The following is a 24,081-nucleotide window of genomic DNA, read 5'->3' on the forward strand; positions in this document are numbered from 1 at the left end:
GCGCCGCCTTTCGCAACCATAGTGGGCGTTGGGAGCCGTTGCCAGGCGCAGGCTCGCTCGACGAGATGGCCCAGGTGGTCGTCACGCTCMTGGAGCCGTACCTACAGCCTGATAATTATTAAATCTATTTACGGGATGTTGTACTAGTGGTCGCCGGGCTCGGACTGGGCAAGGTGGACGGTGGCAGGGACTACCCTGCCCGGGCTACCGCCTGACACACTTATTGTCCATGGGGAGTGCGATATCCGAGTGCCCATTACCACGATACCGCGATGGGCGGAGAGCCAGTCCGTCGCCGTGGTGACGATGGCGGGGGCCGATCACTTCTTCAGCAAACGACTTCTMGTACTCTCTCGTTTCGTCTGCGCGCACCTCGCATCTGTACCGTATTCAGCATMGACCTGACTTCGAATTAGAGCTCCCAAGCTTGCGCTCGGAAGATCATGGCTGTGCCGAAATCCGCAGGAATCTCCGCAGTTCATGCAAGACGTCGGGAATAGGCGTAGGCAACATATTACCTGCACCCATACAATGGAAGTACAGACTTGGGCATCATATCCGKACCGATCAATTCGGACGGCCTCGATCTGGTGCATTTCAGCACCGACAAGCTCGTGCTTGCGACCCCAATCCGACATCCCCTCGCGCAGAAGACCGAAGTATCTTTCTCCGAAACGTTGGACTACTAGCATGTCGAGCCTCCATGAAGGCAGCACGATCTACGCGTTTCTGAACGACATCGTAAAGGAGCAAAGGAAAAGGCTGCCAATACGGACTTCATGTTGTCGCCAGCGCGCATCGTGGCGATGTGTCCGCGCAGTGCAAAGCGTGCAACGGCGCCGCCTATCGTACCGATCACGTCTTCATCTAGCTATTGCCCCCCGACTCACGGTCCAACCGGAGAGCGTCGCAATGCCACTTCGGCCTACTACCAACCCACACCACCAGCATGCTTACCATCCGCCTGCCCTCGGCACTTGCACCGGTCGGTCAAAAAAGGGCGTCAGGAAGTCGATGCATTTCCGCACATCTGTAGCAYAGCAACTCCCCGGAAAGCGGTCTGCGGAGAACTTTTCCTTCCATGCAGTGCATGATGCCGACGCCGTTCCCACACTMAAGATGAGCGAGGTTAGTGGTGTCTTCCTGTACTCGTTCAACGGAATCATCGAGGTCAGGCTAGAAGATACTCAACTTGTCGCTCCCCCGATCTCTGGCATTTGGCTACCACCGGCTCAGCTCCCTTTGAGCATTTGGGGACTTGCAACACGCCATTGCTTGTTCACAGTGCACTCACGCCTATGTACTGGTCTCGCCAGCGTCCCTTGCACGATTTCCGTAAGTCCATTGATGCGCGCCATCCTCGACCATTTGAGCACGGCGGACGTCACCTCCTCTCCCTCAATGGAGAATCTGCGCCTGTATCAAGTCCTACTCGACCAGCTTATTCATAGCAAGGCGACTGGCAGTTACCTCCCGTACACAACCGACCCACTGTTAGTACCTATCCTCCGACTCCTGGAAAATTCTCCTGGCGATATTCCCAAACTGCCCGCACTCGCTKAGCTGGCCAAAACGACCGAACGGACGCTAGCAAGGCGCGCGTAAAAGAATTTAGGTATGTCATTGGCCGAATGGAAACAACGTCTCCGGGTTGTCAAAGCGATACCTCTACTCAATGCTGCGCACACGGTCGAGGAGATTGCATCCCACCTTGGTTACAGCAGCGCATCGGCGTTCATGGCTATGTTCCATCGCCTGATGGGTGTGCCACCAGACGAGTTTCGGCACCGGGAGGGGCGCTGAAGCGCCTTGCGGTGAACGAAGTCCATCTTGGCCTCCTTCCGAAGGCGTTGGCAAGGGTCCATGAAGGCGCCGCTCCCCCCACGAGCCAAGTCATGTCCCGGAGGCGTGCCTACTCGGATAGGTCGTTCAACTCATAGCTGGTGCTGCGCCCACCTGCATCCGATTTGCGCAATACGCCACGTGCGAGCAGTTCAGTGATGTCGCGCAGCGCGGTGTCTGGGGAGCATTTGGCGATCGCCGCCCACTTGGAACTGGTGAGCGTCCCTTCGAAGCCATCGAGCAGTCGGTTGAGCAGTTTCACTTGCCGTTCGTTCAGTGGTCGGTCAGTTGCTGCCGTTCCCTGCGCTTTAATGCATGCCCCGATCGAGATGCGCATGGAGGTTCTCCAATGGAGTCTGTACGCCATGCTCTCCCTTCCTGCCGGATTTGCCCCCCGCCTTTGGCCACTCCCCTACCTGCCGGAGGACGACGCCGGGCACGCGGCCACGGTGGCCTGTGCTGCCAAACCCCGGTTTCAGGTTGGGTCGGGAATCCTGGCGATTAATTGCAATTTTGATGATCAAGGGATGCTCGCCAGAACAACTGTTGTTGACGATTGTCATTCGTGCGACCCAGGCTCAACATTCATTTCCCAGGTACTACAGCAGGTTCAGGGACGACCGCTGTTCCCGATAGGTCCCGGCTGCAGATGTTGGACCTCATCAACAATCAGCATGCGCGGCTCGCCCTTTCGAAGCAGCTCACGGGTCAGCTTCTTCCATTTTGAAATGGGGGCACGTCGTCAACGCTCCATCGGGGAACAGACAGGTGCAGCTACTGACCCTTCAATTGATTGGCTCGATTAATCTTGAGATGGAGAATTTGCATGATGGCATGCGTTGGTCAGAAAGGCGTAAAGGTCCCGCAACCGCCGGCTACGAGACCTTTGTCTTGGGCAAGCTCGGGCATCCCGCCAATGCAGCGTGCGCTGGGCCTGCCAAAGCGTCTTTCTATTCAGGCTTTGCCCCTGACTCGCGGATCACACGTGCCCACAAGCGTGACTGTCCGTCAATCCAGGTAGAAAACTCATCGGGTGAATTCCCGTAAGGCTCCAGGCCCTGCTGCCGCATCTTCGCTGCCACATCGGGTTGCCGGAGCGCATCGGCAATTGCCACATTCAGCTTCTGCACCACTTCGCGCKGCGTACCCGCCGGGGCAAAGACCACTTGCGCGATCCATGACTCGAAGCCTGGAAAGCCACTCTCCGCGACAGTGGGCACCTGGGGCAACTCTGGCAGGCGCTTGGGCGAAGTGACCGCGATCGGCTTCAATCGCCCGGCCTTGATGAGCTGGGCAACCGTCGCGTAGCCAGTGAAGAGCAGATCGACCTGGCCGCCTGCCGTATCGCTGATTGCMGCGCCACTGCCTTTGTACGGCACGTGCGTTAGCGGCAGATGCGTCACGCTCTTCAGCAACTCCGCTGTCAGGTGAGTGCTAGTGCCGTTTCCGCTCGATGCAATCGACAACGGCTGCGGATGGGAGCGCTGCTCTGCCACCAGTTCCGCCAGCGTATTCGCCCGTAACCGTGTTGGCGCCACCAGGAGATTGGGGAACTGCGCCAGGCTAATGACCGGTGTCAGGTCCTTGGTCGCGTAAGTGAGTTTCGCGTACAGCGCGGGCGCGATGGTAGCTACGCTGGCATCCGTCAACAGCAATGTCGTGCCGTCTGGCGCCGCCTTGGCGACAACGCCCGCGCCAAGCGTGCCACCGGCACCCGGTCGGTTCTCGATGATGACCGTGGATCTCAGCGTCTMGGCGAGCCGGGGCTGAATCAATCGGGCCAGCACGTCMGAGCCTCCGCCGGGGCCGAAGGGCACGACGATGCGAACGATGCGATCGGCACTGCCCTGGGCGTGCGCCAGGCCGAAGCCGGGGATGACAGTGGCCATTCCCATCAAGAGAATCGCGTGGACCGCCTGGCGCCGAAAACGCGAAGGGTTTTGCATGTCTGGTCTCCTGTTCGCTGGAGTCCGTCGCTCTATTCGACGCCGTCACGCTACCCTGCGCGACACATCGAATTTGATCKAACCGAGCATCCATTGTGATCATTTCGATCATTGTATGCGAACGGAGTCCGTAGAATGCCCCGGTATAAACCCTTGTTCAAGCCCCCACAGGGAAACGATCGCTCAAAGTGACTGAATCGCGCAATATCCGCACCGGCGCTCCGGAGTACAGAAGCGCCGAAGCGCTCAGGTCGGCCCGCGGCCAGGGAAGTGACCTGCCTGTCAGCCAAACAGGCGCCAGGCCAGGCGGGCCGCCACGCGTGCGCCCTGGTGGTCGCGGTCATACTGCGGGTTGTATTCCGCCAGGTCGGCCACGCGCAGCTTGCCGCTGCGGCGCGCGAGCAAGGCCACCTCCTCCACCACCGGTAACGGCACGCCATAGGCGGCAGGTGCCGACACGCCCGGCATCACGGCCGCCGGCAGTGCGTCGAGGTCGATGGTCAGGTACAAGTGGTCGGTGGCATCGATGCGCGCTGCCAGTTCCGCCAGACGCGATGGCAGGTGGCGCTCCTGCATGTCCACGTCTTCCACATAGCAAACGCCCAACGCATCGGCGCGGCTGAAAAGCGCCGGCGTATTGCTGAGGCGGCTGACGCCCAGGCAGATATAGTCGAACGGCTGCCCTCGCTCTGCGCACGCGTTGGCGATCTGATCGAACGGCGTGCCGGAGCTTGCGGGCCGGCTGGTGCGCAGGTCGAAGTGGGCGTCGATATTGATGATAAGTACGCGCCCGCCATCGTCCTGTGCATCCAGGTGCGCGCGCAGGCCTTGCCACGTGCCCCAGGCCACTTCATGGCCGCCGCCCAGCACCAGCGGAAGCCCGCCACGCGCCAGCGCGTCGCGTACGGTTTCCGCCAGCGCCCGCTGGGCCGATTCCAGGTCGCCGTCCTCGCAGCCGACATTGCCCGCGTCGTACAACGCGGGCAGTCCGTGCGCCGGCACGTTGGCCAGCGCCTGGCGGATGGCGTCCGGGCCGTGCGCGGCGCCGGGGCGGCCCTGGTTGCGCAGCACGCCGGTGTCGCAACTGAAGCCGAGCAGCACCGGCGCGCCGCTCAGGGGCGTCGGGTCTGCTGCTTCCAGCACATGTACGATGCGGAACAGGCGCGTGGTGTCGCCGCGCTCGCCGCTGTCGACACGGCCCTGCCAGGGATTCTGGGTCACAGCCATGCTCATGCCCGCGTCAGCACGGCCTGCAGGAAGCCACGCGTGCGTTCCTGCGTYGGCGCCGAAAAGATGACCGACGGCGGCCCCGCCTCAATGATGCCGCCGCCATCCATGACCACCACCACATCGGCCACTTCGCGGGCAAAGCCCATTTCATGGGTGACCACGACCATGGTCATGCCTTCGGCGGCCAGCACCTTCATCACCTGCAGCACTTCGCCGACCAGCTCGGGGTCCAGTGCTGAGGTCGGCTCGTCGAACAGCATCACGCGCGGCTCCATGGCCAGTGCGCGGGCAATGGCCACGCGCTGCTTCTGGCCGCCCGACAGGCTGGCGGGCATGGCCTGGGCCTTGTGCGCAAGACCGACTTTCTCAAGCAGGCTCATCGCCTTGCGCTCGGCTTCTTCGCGCGAGATGCCGCGCAGCATGCGGGGGCCCACCGTGACGTTGTGCAGTACCGACAGGTGCGGGAACAGATTGAACGACTGGAACACCATACCCACTTCCGTGCGCAGTTGGTTCAGTTCGTGCTCGCCGATCAGTTGGCCCTCGGTCACCAGCCGCTTGCCGACGATGTCGATGGTGCCGGCCTCAGGTTGTTCCAGGCCGTTGCAGCAACGCAGGAAGGTGCTCTTGCCCGAGCCGCTGGGGCCGATCACAACCACGACCTGCGACGGTTCCACATCGAAGTCGATGCCGCGCAAGACCGAATGGCCTCCGAATGATTTGCCCAGGTTCCGGATCCGGATGATTGCGGAATCGCTCATTGCACCATGCCTCCCATGCGCAGCCGTTTTTCTGCGCGTTGCAGGATCAGCCCGGCTGCGCTCGTCAGGATCAGATAAACCAGTGCGATCGCCAGATAGACTTCCAGCGACCGGTACGACACGCTGATGATCTTCTGGCCCTCGTGCATCAGGTCGGCAATGGTCAGCAGCGACACCAGCGCCGAGTTCTTGATCAGGGCGATGAACTCATTGCCCAGCGGTGGAATCATCCGCACGATGGCCTGCGGCAGGATCACTGCGCGCATGGCCTGGCCGGAAGACATGCCGATCGAGCGAGCCGCTTCCATCTGGCCCTTGTCCACGGATTGAATGGCGCCGCGCACGATTTCCGACACATAGGCGCCGGAATAGATGCCCAGCCCGATCACGCCGCACACAAAGGCCGGCAGCAGGATGTCGAATTGCGGCAGCCCGAAGAACAGCAGGAACAGCTGCACCAGCAGCGGCGTGCCGCGAATGAACGTCACATAGGCAGTACAGATGCCATAGATGACACGACGCTTCGGGTCCAGCCGGCCGATGCCGACCAGCAGGCCCATGATGCAACCCAGCACCAGCGCGCAGGCGGTCACCTCCACGGTGACGATGGCGCCGTGGAGGATGTCAGGCCAACCGGCAAAGACAGGAGAAAAATCCAGTTCCATGATGATGATTCGCGCGGMTTATTTGGCGGCTGCGTTGGCGGCGTTGCCGAACCACTTCTGGGTCAGCTTGGCGTAGGTTCCATCGGCCTTCACCTTGGTCAGTGCGGCATTGAGGGCGCGCGTKAGCTCGGGCGTGTCCTTACGCACGGCCATGCCGTATTCCTCGGTGGTCAACGGCTGCTCCACCATGCGCAGGCCGCCTCGGGTCTTGACGTACTGCATAGCGGCCGGCTTGCCGGTCACGGCGGCGTCGGCACGCCCGATCTCGACCAGGCTGAACATTTCCTGGTTCTTCTCGACTTCCACGCGCTGCACCTGTGGATACGTGTCGCGCAGGAAGCTGACCGACTTGGTGCCCACCTGCACGCTGACCTTCTTGCCGTTCAGATCGACCGGGGTGTGGATGGTGGTGTTGCCGCTCTTKACCAGTGCCACCAGGCCGCCGGTGTAGTACGGCTCGGTGAAGTCCACCACCTTGCTGCGCTCGGGGGTGATGTAGATGCCGGACACGGCCATGTCGAAGCGGCGCGAGACCAGCCCGGGGACCAGGCCCTTGAAGTCGATGTCGGTCCACTCAACCCGCTTGCCCATCACCTTGGCCATGGCCTCAACGAGTTCCACATCAAAGCCGGTGCGCTTGCCGTTCTCGACGAATTCCATCGGCGGGAAGGTGGCGTCGGTGGCCACACGCAGCACGGCGCTGTCCTCAGCGTGKGCGGCGACGCCGAAAGTCAGGCTGATCAGGGCCGTCAGGCCGGCCATCAGGCATTTGCGACGTAGGTTCATGGAGGTCTCCTTTTTTACTCGGTAGCGAAGCGGCGGCCGTCGTAGCGGTTTGTCGACGGCAGTGGTAATGATTTGCCTTGTGTTCAGTAAGACTGCAGCCGGGCAGAAATCCGCATTGCCGCTGCCACGGTCATGGCGATCAGAGCGGTTTCGCGCCCTTGCCGGCGTGTCGCCGGCACCATCAGCGTGATGGAACCCAGCGCATCTGCCTTGCTGCGCCGCGAGAAGAGAGGCGCGCTCACGCCCCACACGCCCGGATCCACCGCGCCCTCGCTGACGGCGTAGCCGGCCTCGCGAATGGCGGCGAGTTCAGCCAGCASCTGCTCGGATTCGCCTGGCTCGCACAGGGCATGGACGAGACGCTCGCGCGCTTCGTCGCGCATGAACGCCAGCAGCGACTTGGCCGACGCACCGGCGCGCAGCGGCACGCCGCGCCCCTTTTCGAACGAGCAGCGCAGCGACTGGCGGCTTTCCACCATCTCCAGGCACACGGCGTGATCCTTGACGGCGACGATCAGGCCCACGCTTTCATCCGACTGCTGTGCCAATAGCCGCATGTCGGGCAAGGCTTCGCGGGCMAGGTGGGAGGCCATGTCAAAACCGAGCGCCAGTTGCAGGCTGATCGGGCCCGGCGCGTACTCGCCGTCGGACTCCAGCACAAAGCCCCAGCGCTTGAGCATTACCAGTTGCCGGTAGAGCGTGCTCTTGGGCAGGCCGGTCTTGGCGACGAGCTCCCGCACGGTGATCGGCGMGCCGTGTTGTGCGAGCGCCGCCAGCACGAACAGCACGCGATCGGCCCCGCCGGCTGGCTGCCCGGGTTCGGCGGGCGTGGAGGTCGCGGGCTTCAAGGCGCTTGGGTTATCGACGGGATTCAACATAGGTGCCAAGAATAGGACCTCGTTCCCAAAAATCAAAACCACGAGTCCCAAAAATCGGGAATGATTGACTAGGGGTAACCCTTACATCTGGAAGATCGACCGGCCACGTGCCTGAAGCGCCGCTGCGACGCKATCTGCGGAAACGGACGCTAAAGGACGGCGAGGCGTTGTAAGCACCCGGAGAACCCATCTTGATGGTCCTGGCACTCTGTCTGTCCTGCAAGAGTGAGAGTTGCGCAGACTCCTGACTTCTGATGGACAAAAAGGGCTTCCGCCTCAAGCCGGCCACATATCAATGGCGCGCGGGCAAGCGAGAACAAACGGCTTCACCGCGTAGTCGGCGCCAACCGTKACACCGGCCGGAATGCCGTGGATTATTTGGCGTCAAATGCGGCTCTTACTTCGGCAATGGTTGCGGCCTTGTCCTGCAAATGCGGATAGTGGCCAATACTCGGAAGGACGTGGAAATCCAGCCCCGCGCGATTGGCCAGCTCCTGACCCATTTCCTTTTGAATATAGATGTCCTTCTCCCCCCAGATGACGCTGACGGGAGTCTTCAGCTTGCCCAGGTTGGCTTCGAAATAGTCCTGGTCACGCGTGAAGTGAGAGTAGTAGTGATAGAACGAGTCGGCAGACGTCAGCGCGCCGTTTTGCCATCCATGGGCGATGTCTGCCTTAAATTCCGGTGTGACTTCATAGCGTAAAGACTCGGGAAGCCCACGAATAAAGGCGTTCTGCAAGATCTCGTCACGTGCGCGGTTAAAGGCGGCATGGACCGCCTCGGCCGTCGCGGGATCCTTGAGCCCCTGAAGACGCTCCTGCATGAACTGCGGCCGGTTGAACGGCGCGAAGTCGCCGACGACGATGCGCTTTGCAATGGCCGGGTCGTCGATGGCCGCMAGCAGGGCCGGCAGCGCGCCAATGTCCGTCGCGTAGATCACAAGATGCTGCGTGTCGATTCCGGCAGTGGCGATATAGTCCTTGAGCACCTTTGCGTAGTCGCTGGGGRCGTAGGCAAACTTGTCGGCGGCGGGACGAGACGACTCGCCATAGCCGGGCCAGTCGAACGCGTGAACTTCATAGTTCTGGGCCAGGGAGGACGCGATGTCTTTCCACGCGTACAGCGTCTCGGGGAATCCATGCAGGAACAGCACGGTGCCACTGGCGGCGGCATTGTGTACGACCAGGCGCCTCAGCTTGATATMGGKGTTGACCTGGACGAAGCCAATCTCCGGTATTGCGGGTTGCGGCGCCGCCGCGTGCGCGGTGCCAATGAGTAGCGTGGCAGCCAGCCCTGCCGCACCTGCGGCAGCCGCGAATCGGAGCGCGCTGCGAACTGTGGATTTCGTTGTCATGTCGTCTACCTTTTGCTCTAGGGTCTGCAAGCGCCCCAACCAAGGCGGCGGGTATCTGTTGCATATGCAGCATTGAAGGATGGATATGTATCCCGGCTGTAGCGGACAGAGGCTCTTAATGTATTGGTTCGTATCGGCCGCGCGCGCCACTACGTTGGCATACAAAAATCCCGACAGCCCGCCGCGGACGTGTGCTCAGATGCAACGCCTATCCTCAAGTTGCGCGTCACATCCGATGCTGGATTTGCACGTGCCCCTGCTCAGGGGAGTGCATTTCCGGGTCACGCTCGCCCCCTGCGTTCTTGGTGGAACCGGGCGCCGAGGCAAACGTCGCATMCACTGCCGTGCCAGTCTTCAGCATCAAGCCTTTCGCGCGGAGGAGATCGCTGACTACGGAAAACATCTTGTTGCTMAGATCGTGCGTTTCCAGAAGATGCCGGAAGCGAAGGATAGTGGTCTCATCCGGAAGCCGCACCATGCCTTCATCTAACCATCTCGCCCAGGAACTCGCGTTCGCGAGTGCGCTTGGTCGACAGTCTCCCGGACCTCGTTTAGCACCTCGGCCTCCACCTCCGGATTTGGCTCGCCATCCCTGGTAGCAATCAATGCTCTCGGCGCCAGCGGGATCAAAGGCAGGATCAGTGCGTACACTACGGTCGTCGCGATCACACAGTATGTGAAACCGTGCGTTGGGCTGCTGTTATAGATCCATGAACCCAACAGATCGCCGGCACGGGCCGAGAGCGCGAGAACGCCATCGACCAGCATCATCAAGGTTCCTTGCAAGCCTGGCGGACAGGATCGCATCGCGAGATCGAAGTATGCTGCCGTGGCTACACCGCCCATGAGTCCTATCGGTGCCGCCAATACAAGCGCGAGATTKGCTGAGTGAATGAATGCCAGCGGAATCATCTGCGGCACTGCGAMGATCGTGCCCCACCACAGCAGCTTGTTCAGCGCCACTTTCTTGCACAGAAAACCATACAGCAAAAATGTCGGGATGAAGGCGGCGGCAAAAATCCCGTTGTAGTACGAGTAAACGGAATCCGCTGCATGCAGCTCATTGGTCAGATAGAACTGAAGCGGCGTGGCCGCTCCTGGCGCAAAGTTCCACAGAAAGCAGATGAGAACCGCTGGATAAACGGCCTTATGCCTCACCAGCCGCCTGGCATTCCCAACGAGATCTGCGCCCCTGGCTTGCGGCTTCTCGTAGGCATGGCCGAAGACGGAAATGGGCTTCCAKAGCCCCAATGCGGCAACCAGTAGATTGACCGCCGCCACCAGGAAGAAAGCCTCTTTCACGGCAAAATGATCGGAGACGTATACGGAAGCAAATGCTCCCGCAACGACCGGGACGGAGCCGGCCACATTCAACAGAGCGCTCAGGCGCCCGGACATGCTTTTCTCCTGGCCCACTAGCGCGATTAACCCCTGATAGGCCGCGGCGACAAATCGGGACGACAGCATTGCCAGCAGCATCCCGGCGACCAGTCCCGMGTATGAGAAACCTGCAAACGCCATCCAGATGAATGCCACCGCGGTCACCGGAGCGAAGATCAGGAAGAAGCCGCGATCCCGCAATCCCAGCGGGTTCCATAGGTCGCGCGCGAGGCCAAAAGCGAACGCAAGGTAGACTGGGATGCCCGTAACCAGCCGGAATGTCGCGATCTGCGTCGCCGTCGCATGCAACTGGTTCTTGAGTATGTACGACGTCTGTATATCAACCAGGTAACCGGCGGGCGTTGCCAAAGCGACGAACAGGGTCAGACAACCGAAATACAGCAGGGTTCGGTCGCTGCCCTCGGAACCATTACGGCCAGAAGCGGCCAGCATTTTCGTCGCTTAAGCGCAAGAGTGGAATTTCGATCTGTTCCGGATTGCCGACCAGAACTGTTTGCAGAGCTACATCTACGGACGGGTGCAGGCGAGGATCTCGCCATCAACCCGGACGACAAGTACCGGATATGGCGTGGAATCCTCACCCGCGTGCGAGCCCGCGGGTGCGCGGCAGCCGGCTTCTCCAGAACCGCCCAAGCGGCATCCTGCAAGCCTACGCTACTGTTAGCGTAGGCAAAAAATGAGATTTGATGTTCCGAGACCTGCTCCATCGAGGCGATTCCGGTCGACACTGAACGTGTCTTGTCCTCCGCTCAGGCGATTAATTGCGTTTTGCTGCGAGGGTAGGACGGCTGAGGCGCTTTCGGCGATCGGCTGGATCACGCCGATCTCGTTGTTCACCATCACCACCGAGACGATGCTATCGGGGCGCAGCACGCTGCGGGCGTGTCGAAGTCGATAAGGCCGTCGGGGCCGACCTCCAGGTAGGTCACGTCAAAGCCTTGCCGCTCCAGTTCTCGCCAGACTGTTTGCCCCGCAACAGGCCGCCCCCCTCAGGCGAGAGAATCCCATGTGTGCCCTGGACACAAGGCCCCGCTAGCTAGCCAACTTGGCAACCGCCCGATTGAACGCGCCTGGGTTGGCAATATTCATGCCGTGAGAGGCTCCGGCAATTGTCTGACGCTCAGCGCGCCCGATCCATTCTTGAAGCTTCTCGACCGTGCTACGGAACATTCGCGGACTCTTTTGCCCATCGATCAGCAACGTTCGACACTGGATTTCACGGGCGGCTTCACGTGTGTAGGCGGGCAACGGGTCAAGCAGCTGCTTCGGCAGTGTGAGCGCATTATCGAGCGCCATGCTGCGGAAGCTCTGGGAACTCTTGCTCCAGAAACCAGGCATGGTTACCGAGTCTACAAACAGATTCAGACCGGCATCGAATTCGCCTTGCTCAATCAGTTCTGCGGCCTTCGCTCGCAACGCATGGGTGGCCGGCGGCAATTTGGCGGCTTCTGCTTGCGGCGTTGCCTGCAACGGGCCGCCTGGATCAGCGAGCGTGAGCGTCTTCACCACGTGAGGGTATTCGCGCGCCAGATGAAACGCGATGCAGCCGCCACGCGAGTGGCCGACCAGATGGACCGGCCCGAGACCCAGCGCCTCGATGAACTCCGCAATTTCAGCGACGTGCGCCTCCCAACTGAAGTCGCCGCGTCCGAATGCGTTGGTTTCCGGCCAATAGTGGCCCAGGCTCGGAGCGAAGCAGTGGAAGTTCTTCGAGAGCGAAGCGAGCTGCGGGTCCCAATAGCGGTAGTCGCACAGCGACCCGTGCACGAATACCATTGGCTCGCCGCTCCCAGCTTCCACGTATGGAACGGAGGTGCCGGAGGCAGTGGAAACAAAAGAGGGTTGTGGCCAGGCGCCGGCAAGAGCCAGCGTAGTCAGGGGCGCTCGTGCATTCATGTCTAACTCCGTTTCGCAGACTTTGCTGCACCGCACCCAAAAAGAAAATCGCATAATATTGATGGAATCGTTMAGATTTTCTGATATCTCTCCACGGAAGAATAAACATGAGCACCGAGAGGAATGCCCTCGACGTCGACGTTCTCACCATGATCATCGCCGTTGCAGACACAGGCACGATCAGCCGAGCTGGCGAACTCGTGCATCGCTCGCAGTCGGCGGTGAGCATGCAGATCAAAACGCTGGAATTGGCCCTTGGCAAAGCGCTCTTCGTACGCAAGCCGCGCAGCGTGATTCCGACGCAGGACGGAGAGGTGCTTCTGGCGTACGCGCGCCGGATCATTGCACTACGCGATGAGGCGTGGGCCGCGGTCGTGCGACCGGACGTCACTGGCCGCGTGGTGATCGGCGTACCTGACGATTACGCGTCGTCGCTGTTCCCACCGATTCTCAAGAAGTTCTCGGCCAGCTATCCCAAGGTCGAAATCCAGGTGATCGGGCTGCCCAGCGTCGCGCTAGCGCCGATGCTGCGAGACGGCACAGTGGATCTCGTCTGCGCGACGCGTGTCAAAGGGCTGACCGGCGAGTTCTTGCGGCATGAACCGATGGTGTGGGCAGCCGCCCCGGGCTCCACTGAAATCTGGCGAGAGCGGCCGCTACCCATTGCTGTGTTTCTGCCTGGAAGCGTCGCACGCGAGAAGGCGATTCGGAGCCTTGAGCGCGAAAAGATTGCGTATCGAACATCATATGAGAGCCCGAGTCTGCTGGGCCTGCTAACCATGGCCCGAGCCGGTCTCGCCATCACCCCACTGGCGCGGTGTGCAGTGCCGCCTGACTTTACGCTGCTCGGGCCAGCGCAGGGTCTGCCTGAGATTGGCACGCTCGAGATCGTACTTGCGCGGAGTGTCACGTCGAACCGGCCACCCTGCGATTTTCTCGCGGAACGCATAGTCGCCGAGCTACACGCATAAGCCGCGCTGCGATGGCATTCGCCCGACTGCCAAATGGACGACGTGGAGGATTAGCGTTCTTCGCCCATCGTCGCGGCGTTAAGCGGCATGGCAGATACCGTGGTCATGCCGTTTTGGCGTCAGTCGTCGGCCGTAAATCCAGAGGCATCGACAATGGGCTTCCATTGCGCCCGTTGTGCAAGGATCGTCTTGTGGGCTTCCGCGCCAGGCTGACCTGCCATCTCCATGCCAAGAGCCGCCATCTTCGCGCGCACCTCAGGATCCTTCACAGCATCCAGCAGTGCCTTCTCAAGACGCGCAACAGTCGCGGCAGGGGTGCCCGCAGGGACGAACGCGGAATACCAGCCCGATGCCATATCGAAGCCCGGTATGCCGGCTTCGCGCAGCGTCGGTACACCGGGAAGCAAGGTTGAGCGCTTAGTGCCTGTCACGCCGAGAAAGCGGATCTTTCCCGCTCGATGCAGCTCCATCTGGCCCCCTATCGCATCGACGCCTATAGGCAGCGTGCCCCCGATCTCGTCCGTCAACATCATCGCCGCGCCACGGTAGGCCGTTGGTGTCAGCGGCACATCAATGGCCTTGCGCAGCGTGAGCACGCCGAAGTGCACGGTGCCACCCAGTGTGACCAGCCCGAACCCGGTGGAGGTCGGATTGCGCTTCACCCATGCGATATATTCCGACATCGTCTTGTRAGGCTGGTTGACGCTGGCCGAAGCGACCAGGGGCACGTCCGCCAGATAAGCAACAGGCACCAGATCCTTGTCGGGATCGTACGGCAGCCGCTTGTAGGTCAATGGGAAGATAGTGAACGGTGGCGCGGGCGAGATAAGGATGGTTTTCCCATCCGGCGCGGACCGCTTCACCGATTCGAGCGCGAGCCGGGTTGAAGCCCCGGGCCGGTTCTCGACCAGAATGGTTTCGCCAAGTGAGACGCGCAGCTTCTCCGCGAGGGTGCGCGCGAAAACGTCCAGTGCGCCGCCCGCTGCAAAGCCAACGACGATGCGGGTGGGAGTGTCGGCGCCGGCGGCAACGGCCGTGGCCGGTACGCTCGCCGCGGCAACGGCGGCGATGAAGGCGGCGGCCAGCTTGCGTAAGAAGAAGCGATTGTGCATGTCTGAGTCCTCAGTTTTCGTGCCGGCTTACGCCGCGGCCAGGTCCAGCGTGGTGTCCGGTTCCAGCGGATAAATCGGCCGCCGGAGGTTCTTGAATGGAAACAGGCTGTAGTCCGAACTGCACACCCCCGGTCCGGCTACCAACACGACATGCCGGGCAATCGGACCGAACCCCGCGCGGAAATGCTGGCGCGACTTGATCAGGATGTACTTTTTGCGCGCCAGGTCGATGCCTGCATGCGTGAACACGCCGGTGTCGAATGGCTCCTGCGGCTTCTCGCAGACCATCACCAGCACACCGTCCACGTCGAGTACGGCCACACGGCCAAGACTGAGCCGCACGCCGGTAAACATCGGTCCGGTCACCTGGTAGTTGCCATCGGTAATGCACTTCACCCGCCCGGTCAGCATCAGGGGCTGGCCTTTGAGTTGCAACGCGGGCATGTCGGTCCGCCCGCCCACCGCGAGCGTAATCTGCTGGCCGACGCCAGCCTCGATCATCCGCGCCACCGCGGCCGGATCCCAGAACGGGCCGGCCACGACATCGTCGAGGCCCTGGCGCATCACTTCGGCCAGCACGCTCATCTGGTCGGTAGGGCCGCCGGCGCCGCAGTTGTCGCCATGGTCMACCAGTACCACGGGGCCGCCGTCGAGCGTCTTGGCGCGCGCTACCGACTCCGCCATCGGCTCGACCGGGAAGACAAAATCGGCGCGGCGTGCCCAGGCCATTGCCGTCAGTTCGTCCAGCAACTGGCGCGCGGCATGCTCGCGCCCGGCATCTGCCACGATCACCACGGTCAGGCCAACGTGCGGGATATCGGCGAGCGGAAATCCGCCAAACACCGAGGCATTGAGCACTTCGCCATCGCGCTCCGCCGCCATGGCGCGGTCCATGATGTCTTTCATGGGCTGGTCCTGCGGGGTCTGCCGCAGCATATGCGTGAGCATCGGCAAGGTGCGCGACAGGATGACCGGCGTGGCCTCGCCGCGCAGCGCGGCCATCAGCGTGCGCGCGGCACGCGTGCCGGTGTCGTACACGTCGACGTGGGGATAGGTGCAGTAGCCGGCGATGGCCGTTGCATTGCCCACCAGCGCTTCGCTGAAGTTGGCGTGGAAATCCAGCGCCACAGCAATGGGCACGTCCGGCGCCACGGCACGGATGCGCCTGAGCAGTTCGCCCTCGGCATCGGGATAGCCCTGCGCCACCATCGCGCCGTGCAGGTCGAGCATGACGGCGTCGCATCCTTCGCGCACCGCCGCCACGATGGATGCCGTCATCGATTCAAACGCCTCGGCGGTCACGATGCCGCTTGGCACCGCGTTGGCCAGCAGCGGCATGACGAACTCGTCGCCCTGGCTGCGCACCATGTCGATAAAGGCCGCGGCGGCATTGTTGGTGCCTTCGCAGGCCCGGATGGCTGCCTCGCCGGAGGTCGGCCCATCCACGCCGGTGCCGCGGCAGAATGACGAGAGCGGCGTCGCGATCGGCGAGAACGTATTGGTTTCATGCCGCATCAGGGCAATGACAAAGCGCATCTTCTTATCCTTGGTGTGCATGGCTTCAGTTCGCATCCAGGTTGACTGCCTTGGCGATCGCGCCATAGCGGGCGGACTCGGCCTGGAGAAATTTACGGGCCTGCGCGGGCGGGGTCAGCACGGGTTCGTAAGCGAGCGACTGCAGGCGTGCGAGGAAGTCAGGCTCTTCCACGCTGCTATTCACTTCCTTGTACAGCCGCTCGATGATTGGCTGGGGCGTACCTGTCCGCACCACCAGCGCCAGATTGGCGCTCACCAACAGCCCATCCGGGCTATCGGCCTTTTGCGTCTCGAGCTTCGGGAACTGGGCGACGGCGTGGCTCTGCAGGGTTGCCAGGGGCTTGACCTTGCCGTCGGTGACGTAGGCCACCGAAGAGCCGATCACGTCGACGTGCGCGTCGGTCTGGCCGCCGATGAGATCTGCCATTGCCGGCGGCGACCCGCGATAGGGGACGATGGCAAAGTCCAGGCCATTGCGCTGCTTCCAGTTGGCCAGCGCCAAGTGGGCCGCACCGGCCACGGTATTGATGCTGATCGAGACCTTCCCGGGGTTGCCTTGGATATAGGCTTTCAAGTCCGCCAGGTTCCGTTCCTTGCGGTCGGAGCGGGCAACGATCCAGTGCGGCACCGTGGTCAGAATGGTGACGGGCGTGAGCTCGGTATCGGGGTTGTAGCGCAGGCCCTTGATGACGTGCGGGTTGATGTTGAGCGAGCCATCGCTGGCGAGCAGCAGGGTATAGCCTTCCGGCTTGTCCTTCAGAGCTGACATAACGCCGGGCACGGTGGCGCCGCCCGCGATGTTCTCGACCACGACCGGCTGCCCCAGCCTCTTCTCCAGCTTCCGGGACAGCGTTCGCGCGATGATGTCGTAGGACCCGCCTGCAGGGAACGGCACAACCAGTCGCAGTGGACGCTCCGGCCAGGCTGCACCGGCTGCAAAACTTGCGGTGGCAAGGCTGAAGCCGAATATGGCCGCCCTGGCTGCTGCACTAAATATGCTCATGTACTCGTCTCCTGACCTTGGGTCTTGTGCTTCCCGGTGTCGCATAAACGGCAGCGCTGCATGGCCAGCCAGTACGGGAAGGGGCGTGCTCATGGGGCAGCCCGGGACCACTATAGAGAAGTCCATCATCAACCAAAAGCGAATTAAACTTGAGAGTTGTTGAGCATTTGGTTAATACTAGATCCTTGTAGTTCGCCCCCCGTGAGTTTGCCCAATGCCGTCCGCCGTCCATCCCGTTCATGCCCTCCTCGCCCGCCTCAAGTTCCGGCATCTGCGCGTCATCCTTGCACTCGACGAACTGCAAAGTGCCGCCGAAGTGKCGGCACGCTTCMATATCAGCCCGGCAGCGGTGTCGAAGACATTGGCGGAAGTGGAGGCCATCGTCGGCATGCCCTTGTTCGAGCGCGGACGCCGCGGCATGCGAGCCACCGAGATCGGCCAGGAGATGATCGAGGGCGCGGCATTGGTAACGGCGCAGCTGAGCCGCCTGGCCGAGTCCCTGCAAGCGGTGCGCGAGGGCACGCGGGGTCAGATGAGCATGGCCTACCGGACCACATCGGTCCAGCCCCTCCTGGCGCAGTTGATCTGCGCGTTCCATGAAGGCAATCCGGGGGTCGACATCAGCGTGATCGATGGCGGGATCATCGAGCTCATCAACCAGGTCGACGAGGGCGAACTCGATCTGTTGTTTGCCTACGAAGATCCGCGCCTTGAGCGCAAGGATCTGCTCTACGCGCCCATCATTCCGGGAYAGAAACTGGTCATCGTGGCCAGCATGACGCATCCACTGCTGCGGCAGCGTCACATCACCGCGCAGGATCTGGTCGATCAGCAATGGTGCATCCCCGCTCAGGGGGCACGCATGCTGCATCACCTGCACACCGCTTTCCGCGCCCTGGAGATGCCGCCACCGCAGCGCGGCATCCGAACCAGCGACGTAACCATGACGGTCAATCTACTGCAGGCCGCGCACTTCCTGGCTGTGTATCCCGAGCGCATCGCCGCCCAGTTGGCGGCGGCGAATATGGCCCGTGTGCTTCCGTTCAAGCTGGCAAGCCAGGTAGAGCCGGTTGTCATGGTGTGGAACTGCGCACTGGCGCCGCGGGCTCCTGCACGGGCCTTTCGTGACTTCATCCTGMGTCACGCCGCGGCGATGCCAGCGGATCCTTCAGCGTGGCTGGCAAATGTGGGAGCAATGAAGCCTGMGTAACGACCCCGCTTTCGTTMACCAACCAACGCGTCGTCAAGGCGGCGMAACCCGTCGCGATCAACGCAACGCAAGACATCCCGGTACGGAAGGGGAAGCGCGCTGAGCGCCAAGGACTTCGACGATCTGTCCCCGCTGTCGCCGCGCCTGGCTCGCGAGGCTCGCTTCTGCAAGAGCGATGCCTTCGAGATCCTGGCCGGTATGCAACGTGCTCGTGAAACCAACCCGGGTGACCTAATCGGGCAACGCAGAAGCGACCAGATCGGGTGGACCAGCAAGACGTGRGGCTTGTCCGCGTCCCAACGGGACCACGCGAACACGATTCAGCGCGTACGGCAAKGGCGAACGACGCAKGCCTGCTTCAATCGTCCCACGCCTTACATGGCTGGACTCGTTGCGCCAGAACATTGGCGTAGAAAACCTGCGACTGGCTTTCAGCTAACGCGCATTCGTTGGATATCCCGCAAAGGGGGAGCACCGAAAAGCCGGGCATATTCCCGGCTGAACTGTGATGCGCTTTCATACCCGACGCGCAGACTTGCCGTTCCCGCGTCGAGGTTCTGGCTCAGCATCAATTGACGTGCTTCCTGGAGGCGCAGCTGTTTCTGGTACTGCAGCGGGCTGGTCCCCGTAATCGCGCGAAAGTGCTGCCGGAATGTCGACGGGCTCATGTGTGCATTGGCAGCGAGTTCCTCCACCTGGAACGATTGTGCAAAATTCAGCTTGAGCCAGGCCACTGCCCCGGCAATCTGCTCACTTGGCGAGCCGGTGGCCGCGAACTTTCGAAGCAGCGGCCCATTGGCCCCCGCCAGCAGGCGAATGGCGATTTCCTGCTGAATCAATGCGGCGACGTGAGGTATGAGTTCCGGCTCGTCGAGCAGGCGTACGAGCCGGATCAATGCGTCCAGGACGGGCGGCTCAAGGTCACTGACGGAAATTGCGAGATTCGGACTCTGCTTCCGAGGTTTGATCCCTTCCATATCTGCGGCCAGTTCCATGACGATGCGCGGGTCAAGCGCCAGCATCAGGCCAAGGAACGGCTTGGCCGGCGTCGCGACCGTGACGTTCGACACAACAGGCACGTCGATCGTCGTCAGCAGGGATTGTCCGGCGGCGTAGTTGAACACCTCGTTGCCAAGCATGACCTGCTTGCCACCCTGAGCGACCACCCCTAACCCAAACCCGTAGATGCATGGCATCGGGGCTGCGCTGGCGCTCCTGCGGTGAAGCGTCAGGCCCGAAACGCCGGTGAAGTGGTCGCCGTCATTTTGGGCAATTCGACCGATTGCCTCGGCGAGGGTGTCGATGGCCGCAGCCTTGCCAGGATTTCCAGTCTTTTYACGCGCGTTCATGCTCCTGCTCCGCCCTCTTTTTGCTGCGTGAAGTCTATCACCGGGCCGAAGCCAGAACGGGCGTGACGGGCATGCAATCGTCGGATTGGGCAAGAATGGGGGCGGAATTGGCAAACAGTTTTCGGGCACCTTCCCGCAAACTGGGCCCCATCGCCACTTTCCATGGGCTTGCCAGATGTCCTCCCTCTTTTCCCCCTACTCATTGAGGGGCGTCACCCTTCGAAATCGTATCGTCGTCTCTCCCATGTGCCAGTACATGGCCGAGAACGGGCAACTTAGCGACTGGCATCAGAGCCACTACGCTATGCTGGCGCGCGGTGGCGCCGGGCTCGTCATCGTTGAAGCGACCGCCGTGTCGCCCGAGGGACGTATTACGCCCGGCGACGTGGGTCTCTGGAGTGACTCGCACATTGCGGGCCTTGCCGCTGTGGCGAAGGCCATCAGGGCCGCCGGCGCCGTCGCGGGCATCCAGATCGGTCACGCCGGTCGCAAGGCCGGCTGCACGCCCCCTTGGGACGGCGGTGCCCCACTGGACAGGAACGATCGGCGCGCGTGGCAGCCGGTGGCGCCGAGCGCGCTGCCGTTCATGCCCGCAAACCCACATATGCCGCGCGAATTGAGCCTGGATGAAATCCGGCGCACGCAACAGCATTTCGTGGATGCCGCCGCTCGTGCCCTGCAAGCGGGATTCCAGTGGCTCGAGCTTCATTTTGCCCATGGCTTCCTCGCACRGAATTTCCTGTCCGCTCTCACCAATGCGAGGGACGACCAGTACGGCGGCTGCCTTGAAAATCGCGCTCGCTTCCTGATCGAGACGGTCGCCGCAGTGAGAGAGGTATGGCCGAATAGCCTGCCGCTGACGGCACGCCTGGGTGTCGTGGAATTCAACGGCCGGGAAGACGAGACACTCGCGGAGTCCGTTCAGGTCCTGAAATGGCTGAAGGATGCCGGCCTGGATCTCGTCGACGTCGGACTGGCACTGTCCACCGCGGACGAACAAGTCCCATGGGGACCCAACTTCCTCGTTCCCTACGCGCGACGGATTCGCGCGCAAACCGGGCTGCCGGTTGCGACCAGCTGGCAGATCACGAGTGCGTCGGCGGCAGACGCCCTGATTCGCGAGGGGCAGCTCGACCTTGCGCTGTTCGGCCGTACATTGCTGGCGAATCCGCACTGGCCGTTCCAGGCGGCGCGGGACCTCAAGGTCGAGCAGGCAGCGTCGGTGCTGCCAACGCCGTACGCCTTCTGGCTGCAGAGCTGGGCGGGCTGAGGCCAGGCGATTCGCGGCACTCGTACCCTGACCACCACCTACGGAGAACCCTCCCCGATGAGCACCCTCAACGTTAACGGCCGTAAGCATACGATCGATGTCGATCCCGGCACGCCCATTCTCTGGGCGCTGCGCGACTCCCTTGGCATGACCGGCACCAAGTTCGGCTGCGGCGCTGCCCTATGCGGCGCCTGCACCGTGCATCTGGACGGCCAGGCCATTCGCTCGTGCGTCACTCCGGTCTCTGCTGCCGAGGGCAAGACCATCGTCACCATCGAAGCTGCGACCGATGGCAGCGACCGGGTCGGAACCGTAGTTTATGCGGCCTGGGTCAAACACGACGTGGCGCAATGCGGTTACTGCCAAAGCGGCCAGGTCATGAGCGCTACTGCCTTCCTCAAATCCCTGCCTCGCGGCAAGCAACCCAGCGCTGCCGAGATCGACGCCGCCATGGCGGGAAACATCTGCCGCTGTGGTACCTATCCCCGCATTCGCGCCGCAGTGGCCGATGCCGCCAAGGCCCTTGCCTGAAGGATCCGCCATGTTTCCCAGTCTCGATCACGGCGAAATGCCGCGCAATCTACAGCGGCTGCTGGCGCGGAGCCAGAGCGACGAACCCACCATGCTGCCGCGCCGCAGCTTCCTGAAGCTGGCCGGCTCCCTCGGCCTGGTGCTTGGTGCATTTCCGCATCTGGCCATCGCACAGGCCGTCAATGCCGGTGGTGCTGCGAGCGCCCTGAAGCCGACGCAGCAGCCATTGGCGTTTGTGCAGATCGCTCCCAGCGGCGAGGTCACCGTGACMGTCAACCGGCTGGAGTTCGGCCAAGGCGTGCAGACTGCCTTGCCGATGATCCTGGCCGAGGAGCTCGACGCGGACTGGAGCCTGGTGCGCAGCCGGCACGGCTCGAACGACGCTGCCTACGTCGACCCGCTGTTCGGCATTCATCTCACCGGCGGTTCGCATTCGGTCAAGAACAGCTTCACGCAGTACCGCGAGCTTGGTGCCCGTGCCCGCGCGATGCTGCTGTCGGCGGCGGCGGCGCGCTGGAACGTGGACGTGGCCACGCTGCGCACCCGCGCAGGTTTGGTGCTGGATCCGGGTGGCCGTACGCTGACCTACGGCGAACTGGCCGAAGCCGCCATGGCGTTGCCGGTGCCGGAGAAGGTCACGCTGAAGGACCCGAAGGACTTTCGTATCATAGGCACGCCCACCACGCGCATCGATGCGCGTGCCAAGAGCAGCGGGCGCCAGGACTTCGGCATCGACACACGCCTGCCCGGTCAGCTCACGGCCGTGGTGGCACATCCCCCTGTGTTTGGCGCGCGACTGACCGCGGTAGACGACACCGCCGCACGAGCCATCAATGGTGTCAAGGCCGTGCTGCGCGTGCCGGGGGACCGTGGTGGCGAAGGCGTGGCCGTGCTCGCCGACGGCTACTGGGCGGCCAGGCAAGGGCGCGACGCGCTGAAGCTTCAATGGAACACGAGCGCGGTCGAAAAGGCTGACAGCGAACGGTTGCTGGCCCAGTACCGCGAGTTGGCGGCGCAGCCCGGCCGGCGTCAGTTCGACGCGGACATGACGCCGCTGGCCACCGCGCCGCGCCAGCTGGACGCGGAATTCGTGTTCCCCTACCTGGCGCACGCGCCGATGGAACCACTGAACTGCACCGTCCAGCTGTCCGACGAGCGCGCCGAACTGTGGGTCGGCTCCCAGTGCCCTGGACTGGACGGTGCCGCTGCCGCGCGCGCACTTGGCCTCAAGCCCGAGCAATTGAAGATCCATGTACAGATGGCGGGCGGMGGCTTTGKCCKGCGCTTCGCGAGCACGAGCGACTACGTGGTCGAGGCCTGTGCGATCGCCAAGGCTGYGCGCACCGCCGGCATGAAGGCACCGATTCGCATGMTATGGAGCCGCGAGGACGACATCAAGGGCGGGTATTACCGCCCGATGCACCTGCATCGCGCGCGCATCGGCTTCGACCAGCAAGGCAAGGTGCTGGCCTGKGATCATGTCATCGTTGGCCAGTCCATTACCTCGGGCACGGTGTTCGGGGAATTCCAGGTCAAGAACGGCATCGACGCCACGGCCACGGAGGGCATGCGCGATCCCTACCCGCTACCGATGCGCCTGACCGTGCATCACCCCACGCCCAACGTGCCGGTGCTATGGTGGCGCAGTGTCGGTTCCACCCACACTGCTTACGTCATGGAGACACTGCTCGACGAGATTGCGCGCGCCACCAAGCAAGACCCGGTGGCTTACCGCATGCGCCTGTTCGGCGACAAGCATCCGCGCCATCGCGCGGCGTTGCAACTGGCGGTGGACAAGAGCGGCTACGGCAAGAAGAAGCTACCCGCCGGCCGCGCCTGGGGGGTCGCGGTGCACGAGTCATTCGATTCCGTGGTGGCCTATGTCGTAGAGGCCTCCGTTAAGGAGGGTCGCCCCCAACTGCATCGCGTCACAGCCGGCGTGCATTGCAATCTGGTGGTGAATCCTCGCACCGTGGAAGCACAGGTGCAGGGCGCGGCAGTMATGGGGCTGTCGATGTGCCTGGCGGGCTCGGCCATCACGCTGAAGGACGGTGTCGTCGAGCAAAGCAACTTTGGCGACTTCACAGTGGCGCGCATTACCGATGCCCCCGCATTCGACGTCCACATCGTGCCCAGTGCGGATCCACCGACGGGCATGGGCGAGCCTGGCCTGCCGCCGTTGGCGCCGGCGTTTGCCAACGCCATTGCCCGCCTCACCGGCAAGCCGCTGCGCCAGCTTCCCTTCAACCTGTCCTGATTGCCCACCGACGACAGGCCCCGCCTGCTGCTGTTAGCGCGTGGCCGTCAGCCCTGGGGCATCGATGCCGTACTTTGCTGTC

The 24,081-nt window shown here is 62.5% G+C and carries 21 protein-coding genes and 3 pseudogenes; 7 read left to right on the plus strand and 17 right to left on the minus strand.

The features are described 5' to 3' along the window. The first annotated feature begins 518 nt into the window (after positions 1-518). Positions 519-689: a LysR substrate-binding domain-containing protein gene (locus tag AC1DKV_RS33540; protein WP_477139046.1), complete on the plus strand. Its 171-nt coding sequence runs from the start codon at positions 519-521 to the stop codon at positions 687-689. Positions 690-1,617: 928 nt separating this feature from the next. Next, positions 1,618-1,803 (plus strand): helix-turn-helix domain-containing protein, encoded by a 186-nt coding sequence (locus AC1DKV_RS33545; RefSeq protein WP_441623430.1) that lies wholly within the window; start codon positions 1,618-1,620, stop codon positions 1,801-1,803. A 109-nt stretch (positions 1,804-1,912) separates the two neighbouring features. Here AC1DKV_RS33545 and AC1DKV_RS33550 read toward each other — a convergent pair. The 13 genes and pseudogenes from AC1DKV_RS33550 to AC1DKV_RS33610 form a co-directional block, all read right to left on the minus strand. Then, positions 1,913-2,122, minus strand: a pseudogene (locus tag AC1DKV_RS33550) (DUF4172 domain-containing protein); the annotation flags it as partial. Positions 2,123-2,452: 330 nt separating this feature from the next. Beyond that, complete coding sequence (locus AC1DKV_RS33555; protein ID WP_441623473.1) at positions 2,453-2,572, minus strand: hypothetical protein; 120 nt, start codon at positions 2,570-2,572, stop codon at positions 2,453-2,455. Positions 2,573-2,792: 220 nt separating this feature from the next. Next, positions 2,793-3,788, minus strand: a complete 996-nt coding sequence (locus AC1DKV_RS33560; protein WP_477139034.1) for a Bug family tripartite tricarboxylate transporter substrate binding protein — start codon at positions 3,786-3,788, stop codon at positions 2,793-2,795. Between the two features lie 282 nt (positions 3,789-4,070). Continuing rightward, complete coding sequence (gene hutG / locus AC1DKV_RS33565) at positions 4,071-5,021, minus strand: formimidoylglutamase (RefSeq protein ID WP_441623433.1); 951 nt, start codon at positions 5,019-5,021, stop codon at positions 4,071-4,073. After that, positions 5,018-5,779 carry an amino acid ABC transporter ATP-binding protein gene (locus AC1DKV_RS33570; RefSeq protein ID WP_441623435.1) on the minus strand — a complete coding sequence of 254 codons (762 nt, stop codon included), beginning with the start codon at positions 5,777-5,779 and terminating at the stop codon, positions 5,018-5,020. Before AC1DKV_RS33570 ends, hutG begins: the two co-directional genes overlap by 4 nt. Further along, positions 5,776-6,444 carry an amino acid ABC transporter permease gene (locus tag AC1DKV_RS33575; RefSeq protein ID WP_441623437.1) on the minus strand — a complete coding sequence of 223 codons (669 nt, stop codon included), beginning with the start codon at positions 6,442-6,444 and terminating at the stop codon, positions 5,776-5,778. Before AC1DKV_RS33575 ends, AC1DKV_RS33570 begins: the two co-directional genes overlap by 4 nt. An 18-nt stretch (positions 6,445-6,462) precedes the next feature. After that, positions 6,463-7,230 (minus strand): transporter substrate-binding domain-containing protein, encoded by a 768-nt coding sequence (locus AC1DKV_RS33580; protein ID WP_441623439.1) that lies wholly within the window; start codon positions 7,228-7,230, stop codon positions 6,463-6,465. A gap of 83 nt (positions 7,231-7,313) precedes the next feature. Continuing rightward, positions 7,314-8,108 (minus strand): IclR family transcriptional regulator, encoded by a 795-nt coding sequence (locus AC1DKV_RS33585; RefSeq protein WP_477139047.1) that lies wholly within the window; start codon positions 8,106-8,108, stop codon positions 7,314-7,316. Between the two features lie 374 nt (positions 8,109-8,482). Beyond that, positions 8,483-9,463 (minus strand): alpha/beta fold hydrolase, encoded by a 981-nt coding sequence (locus tag AC1DKV_RS33590; RefSeq protein WP_477139035.1) that lies wholly within the window; start codon positions 9,461-9,463, stop codon positions 8,483-8,485. Between the two features lie 253 nt (positions 9,464-9,716). Further along, positions 9,717-9,953 (minus strand): annotated as a pseudogene (locus tag AC1DKV_RS33595) (IS5/IS1182 family transposase); the annotation flags it as partial. Beyond that, positions 9,950-11,296 (minus strand): MFS transporter, encoded by a 1,347-nt coding sequence (locus tag AC1DKV_RS33600; protein WP_477139036.1) that lies wholly within the window; start codon positions 11,294-11,296, stop codon positions 9,950-9,952. The pseudogene AC1DKV_RS33595 and the gene AC1DKV_RS33600, both read right to left, overlap by 4 nt. Before the next feature lie 372 nt (positions 11,297-11,668). Next, a pseudogene (locus AC1DKV_RS33605) lies at positions 11,669-11,820 on the minus strand (aminotransferase class V-fold PLP-dependent enzyme); the annotation flags it as partial. 76 nt (positions 11,821-11,896) lie between these two features. Continuing rightward, the gene (locus tag AC1DKV_RS33610; protein ID WP_441623444.1) at positions 11,897-12,760 is read right to left on the minus strand and encodes an alpha/beta fold hydrolase; all 864 of its coding nucleotides are present in this window, start codon (positions 12,758-12,760) and stop codon (positions 11,897-11,899) included. 107 nt (positions 12,761-12,867) lie between these two features. On the opposite strand from AC1DKV_RS33610, the gene AC1DKV_RS33615 reads away from it, so the two are divergent. Then, positions 12,868-13,731, plus strand: a complete 864-nt coding sequence (locus AC1DKV_RS33615; protein WP_441623446.1) for a LysR substrate-binding domain-containing protein — start codon at positions 12,868-12,870, stop codon at positions 13,729-13,731. 119 nt (positions 13,732-13,850) lie between these two features. Here AC1DKV_RS33615 and AC1DKV_RS33620 read toward each other — a convergent pair whose 3' ends face one another. The 3 genes from AC1DKV_RS33620 to AC1DKV_RS33630 are packed head-to-tail and all read right to left on the minus strand — an operon-like array spanning position 13,851 to position 17,382. Further along, entirely contained in the window at positions 13,851-14,843 is a 993-nt protein-coding gene (locus tag AC1DKV_RS33620; RefSeq protein ID WP_477139037.1) for a tripartite tricarboxylate transporter substrate-binding protein, read from the minus strand. A 27-nt stretch (positions 14,844-14,870) separates the two neighbouring features. Then, positions 14,871-16,379, minus strand: a complete 1,509-nt coding sequence (locus AC1DKV_RS33625; protein ID WP_441623477.1) for a M81 family metallopeptidase — start codon at positions 16,377-16,379, stop codon at positions 14,871-14,873. Between the two features lie 25 nt (positions 16,380-16,404). Further along, positions 16,405-17,382: a Bug family tripartite tricarboxylate transporter substrate binding protein gene (locus tag AC1DKV_RS33630; RefSeq protein WP_441623449.1), complete on the minus strand. Its 978-nt coding sequence runs from the start codon at positions 17,380-17,382 to the stop codon at positions 16,405-16,407. Positions 17,383-17,596: 214 nt separating this feature from the next. On the opposite strand from AC1DKV_RS33630, the gene AC1DKV_RS33635 reads away from it, so the two are divergent. Next, positions 17,597-18,592, plus strand: a complete 996-nt coding sequence (locus AC1DKV_RS33635; RefSeq protein ID WP_477139038.1) for a LysR family transcriptional regulator — start codon at positions 17,597-17,599, stop codon at positions 18,590-18,592. A 431-nt stretch (positions 18,593-19,023) separates the two neighbouring features. Here AC1DKV_RS33635 and AC1DKV_RS33640 read toward each other — a convergent pair whose 3' ends face one another. Next, positions 19,024-19,941, minus strand: coding sequence for an AraC family transcriptional regulator (locus AC1DKV_RS33640; protein ID WP_477139039.1), 918 nt, complete (start codon positions 19,939-19,941; stop codon positions 19,024-19,026). Between the two features lie 175 nt (positions 19,942-20,116). Between AC1DKV_RS33640 and AC1DKV_RS33645 the strand changes: the two genes are divergently transcribed. From AC1DKV_RS33645 to AC1DKV_RS33655, 3 genes are read left to right on the plus strand one after another with little or no spacing between them, the layout of a single operon-like run. Then, complete coding sequence (locus tag AC1DKV_RS33645) at positions 20,117-21,211, plus strand: NADH:flavin oxidoreductase/NADH oxidase (RefSeq protein WP_477139040.1); 1,095 nt, start codon at positions 20,117-20,119, stop codon at positions 21,209-21,211. A gap of 57 nt (positions 21,212-21,268) precedes the next feature. Then, the gene (locus AC1DKV_RS33650) at positions 21,269-21,742 is read left to right on the plus strand and encodes a (2Fe-2S)-binding protein (protein ID WP_441623457.1); all 474 of its coding nucleotides are present in this window, start codon (positions 21,269-21,271) and stop codon (positions 21,740-21,742) included. A 10-nt stretch (positions 21,743-21,752) separates the two neighbouring features. Beyond that, entirely contained in the window at positions 21,753-23,999 is a 2,247-nt protein-coding gene (locus tag AC1DKV_RS33655; RefSeq protein WP_477139041.1) for a xanthine dehydrogenase family protein molybdopterin-binding subunit, read from the plus strand. The last annotated feature ends 82 nt before the right edge of the window (positions 24,000-24,081 follow it).

The sequence above is a fragment of the Cupriavidus sp. 05T41 genome, from assembly GCF_056396525.1.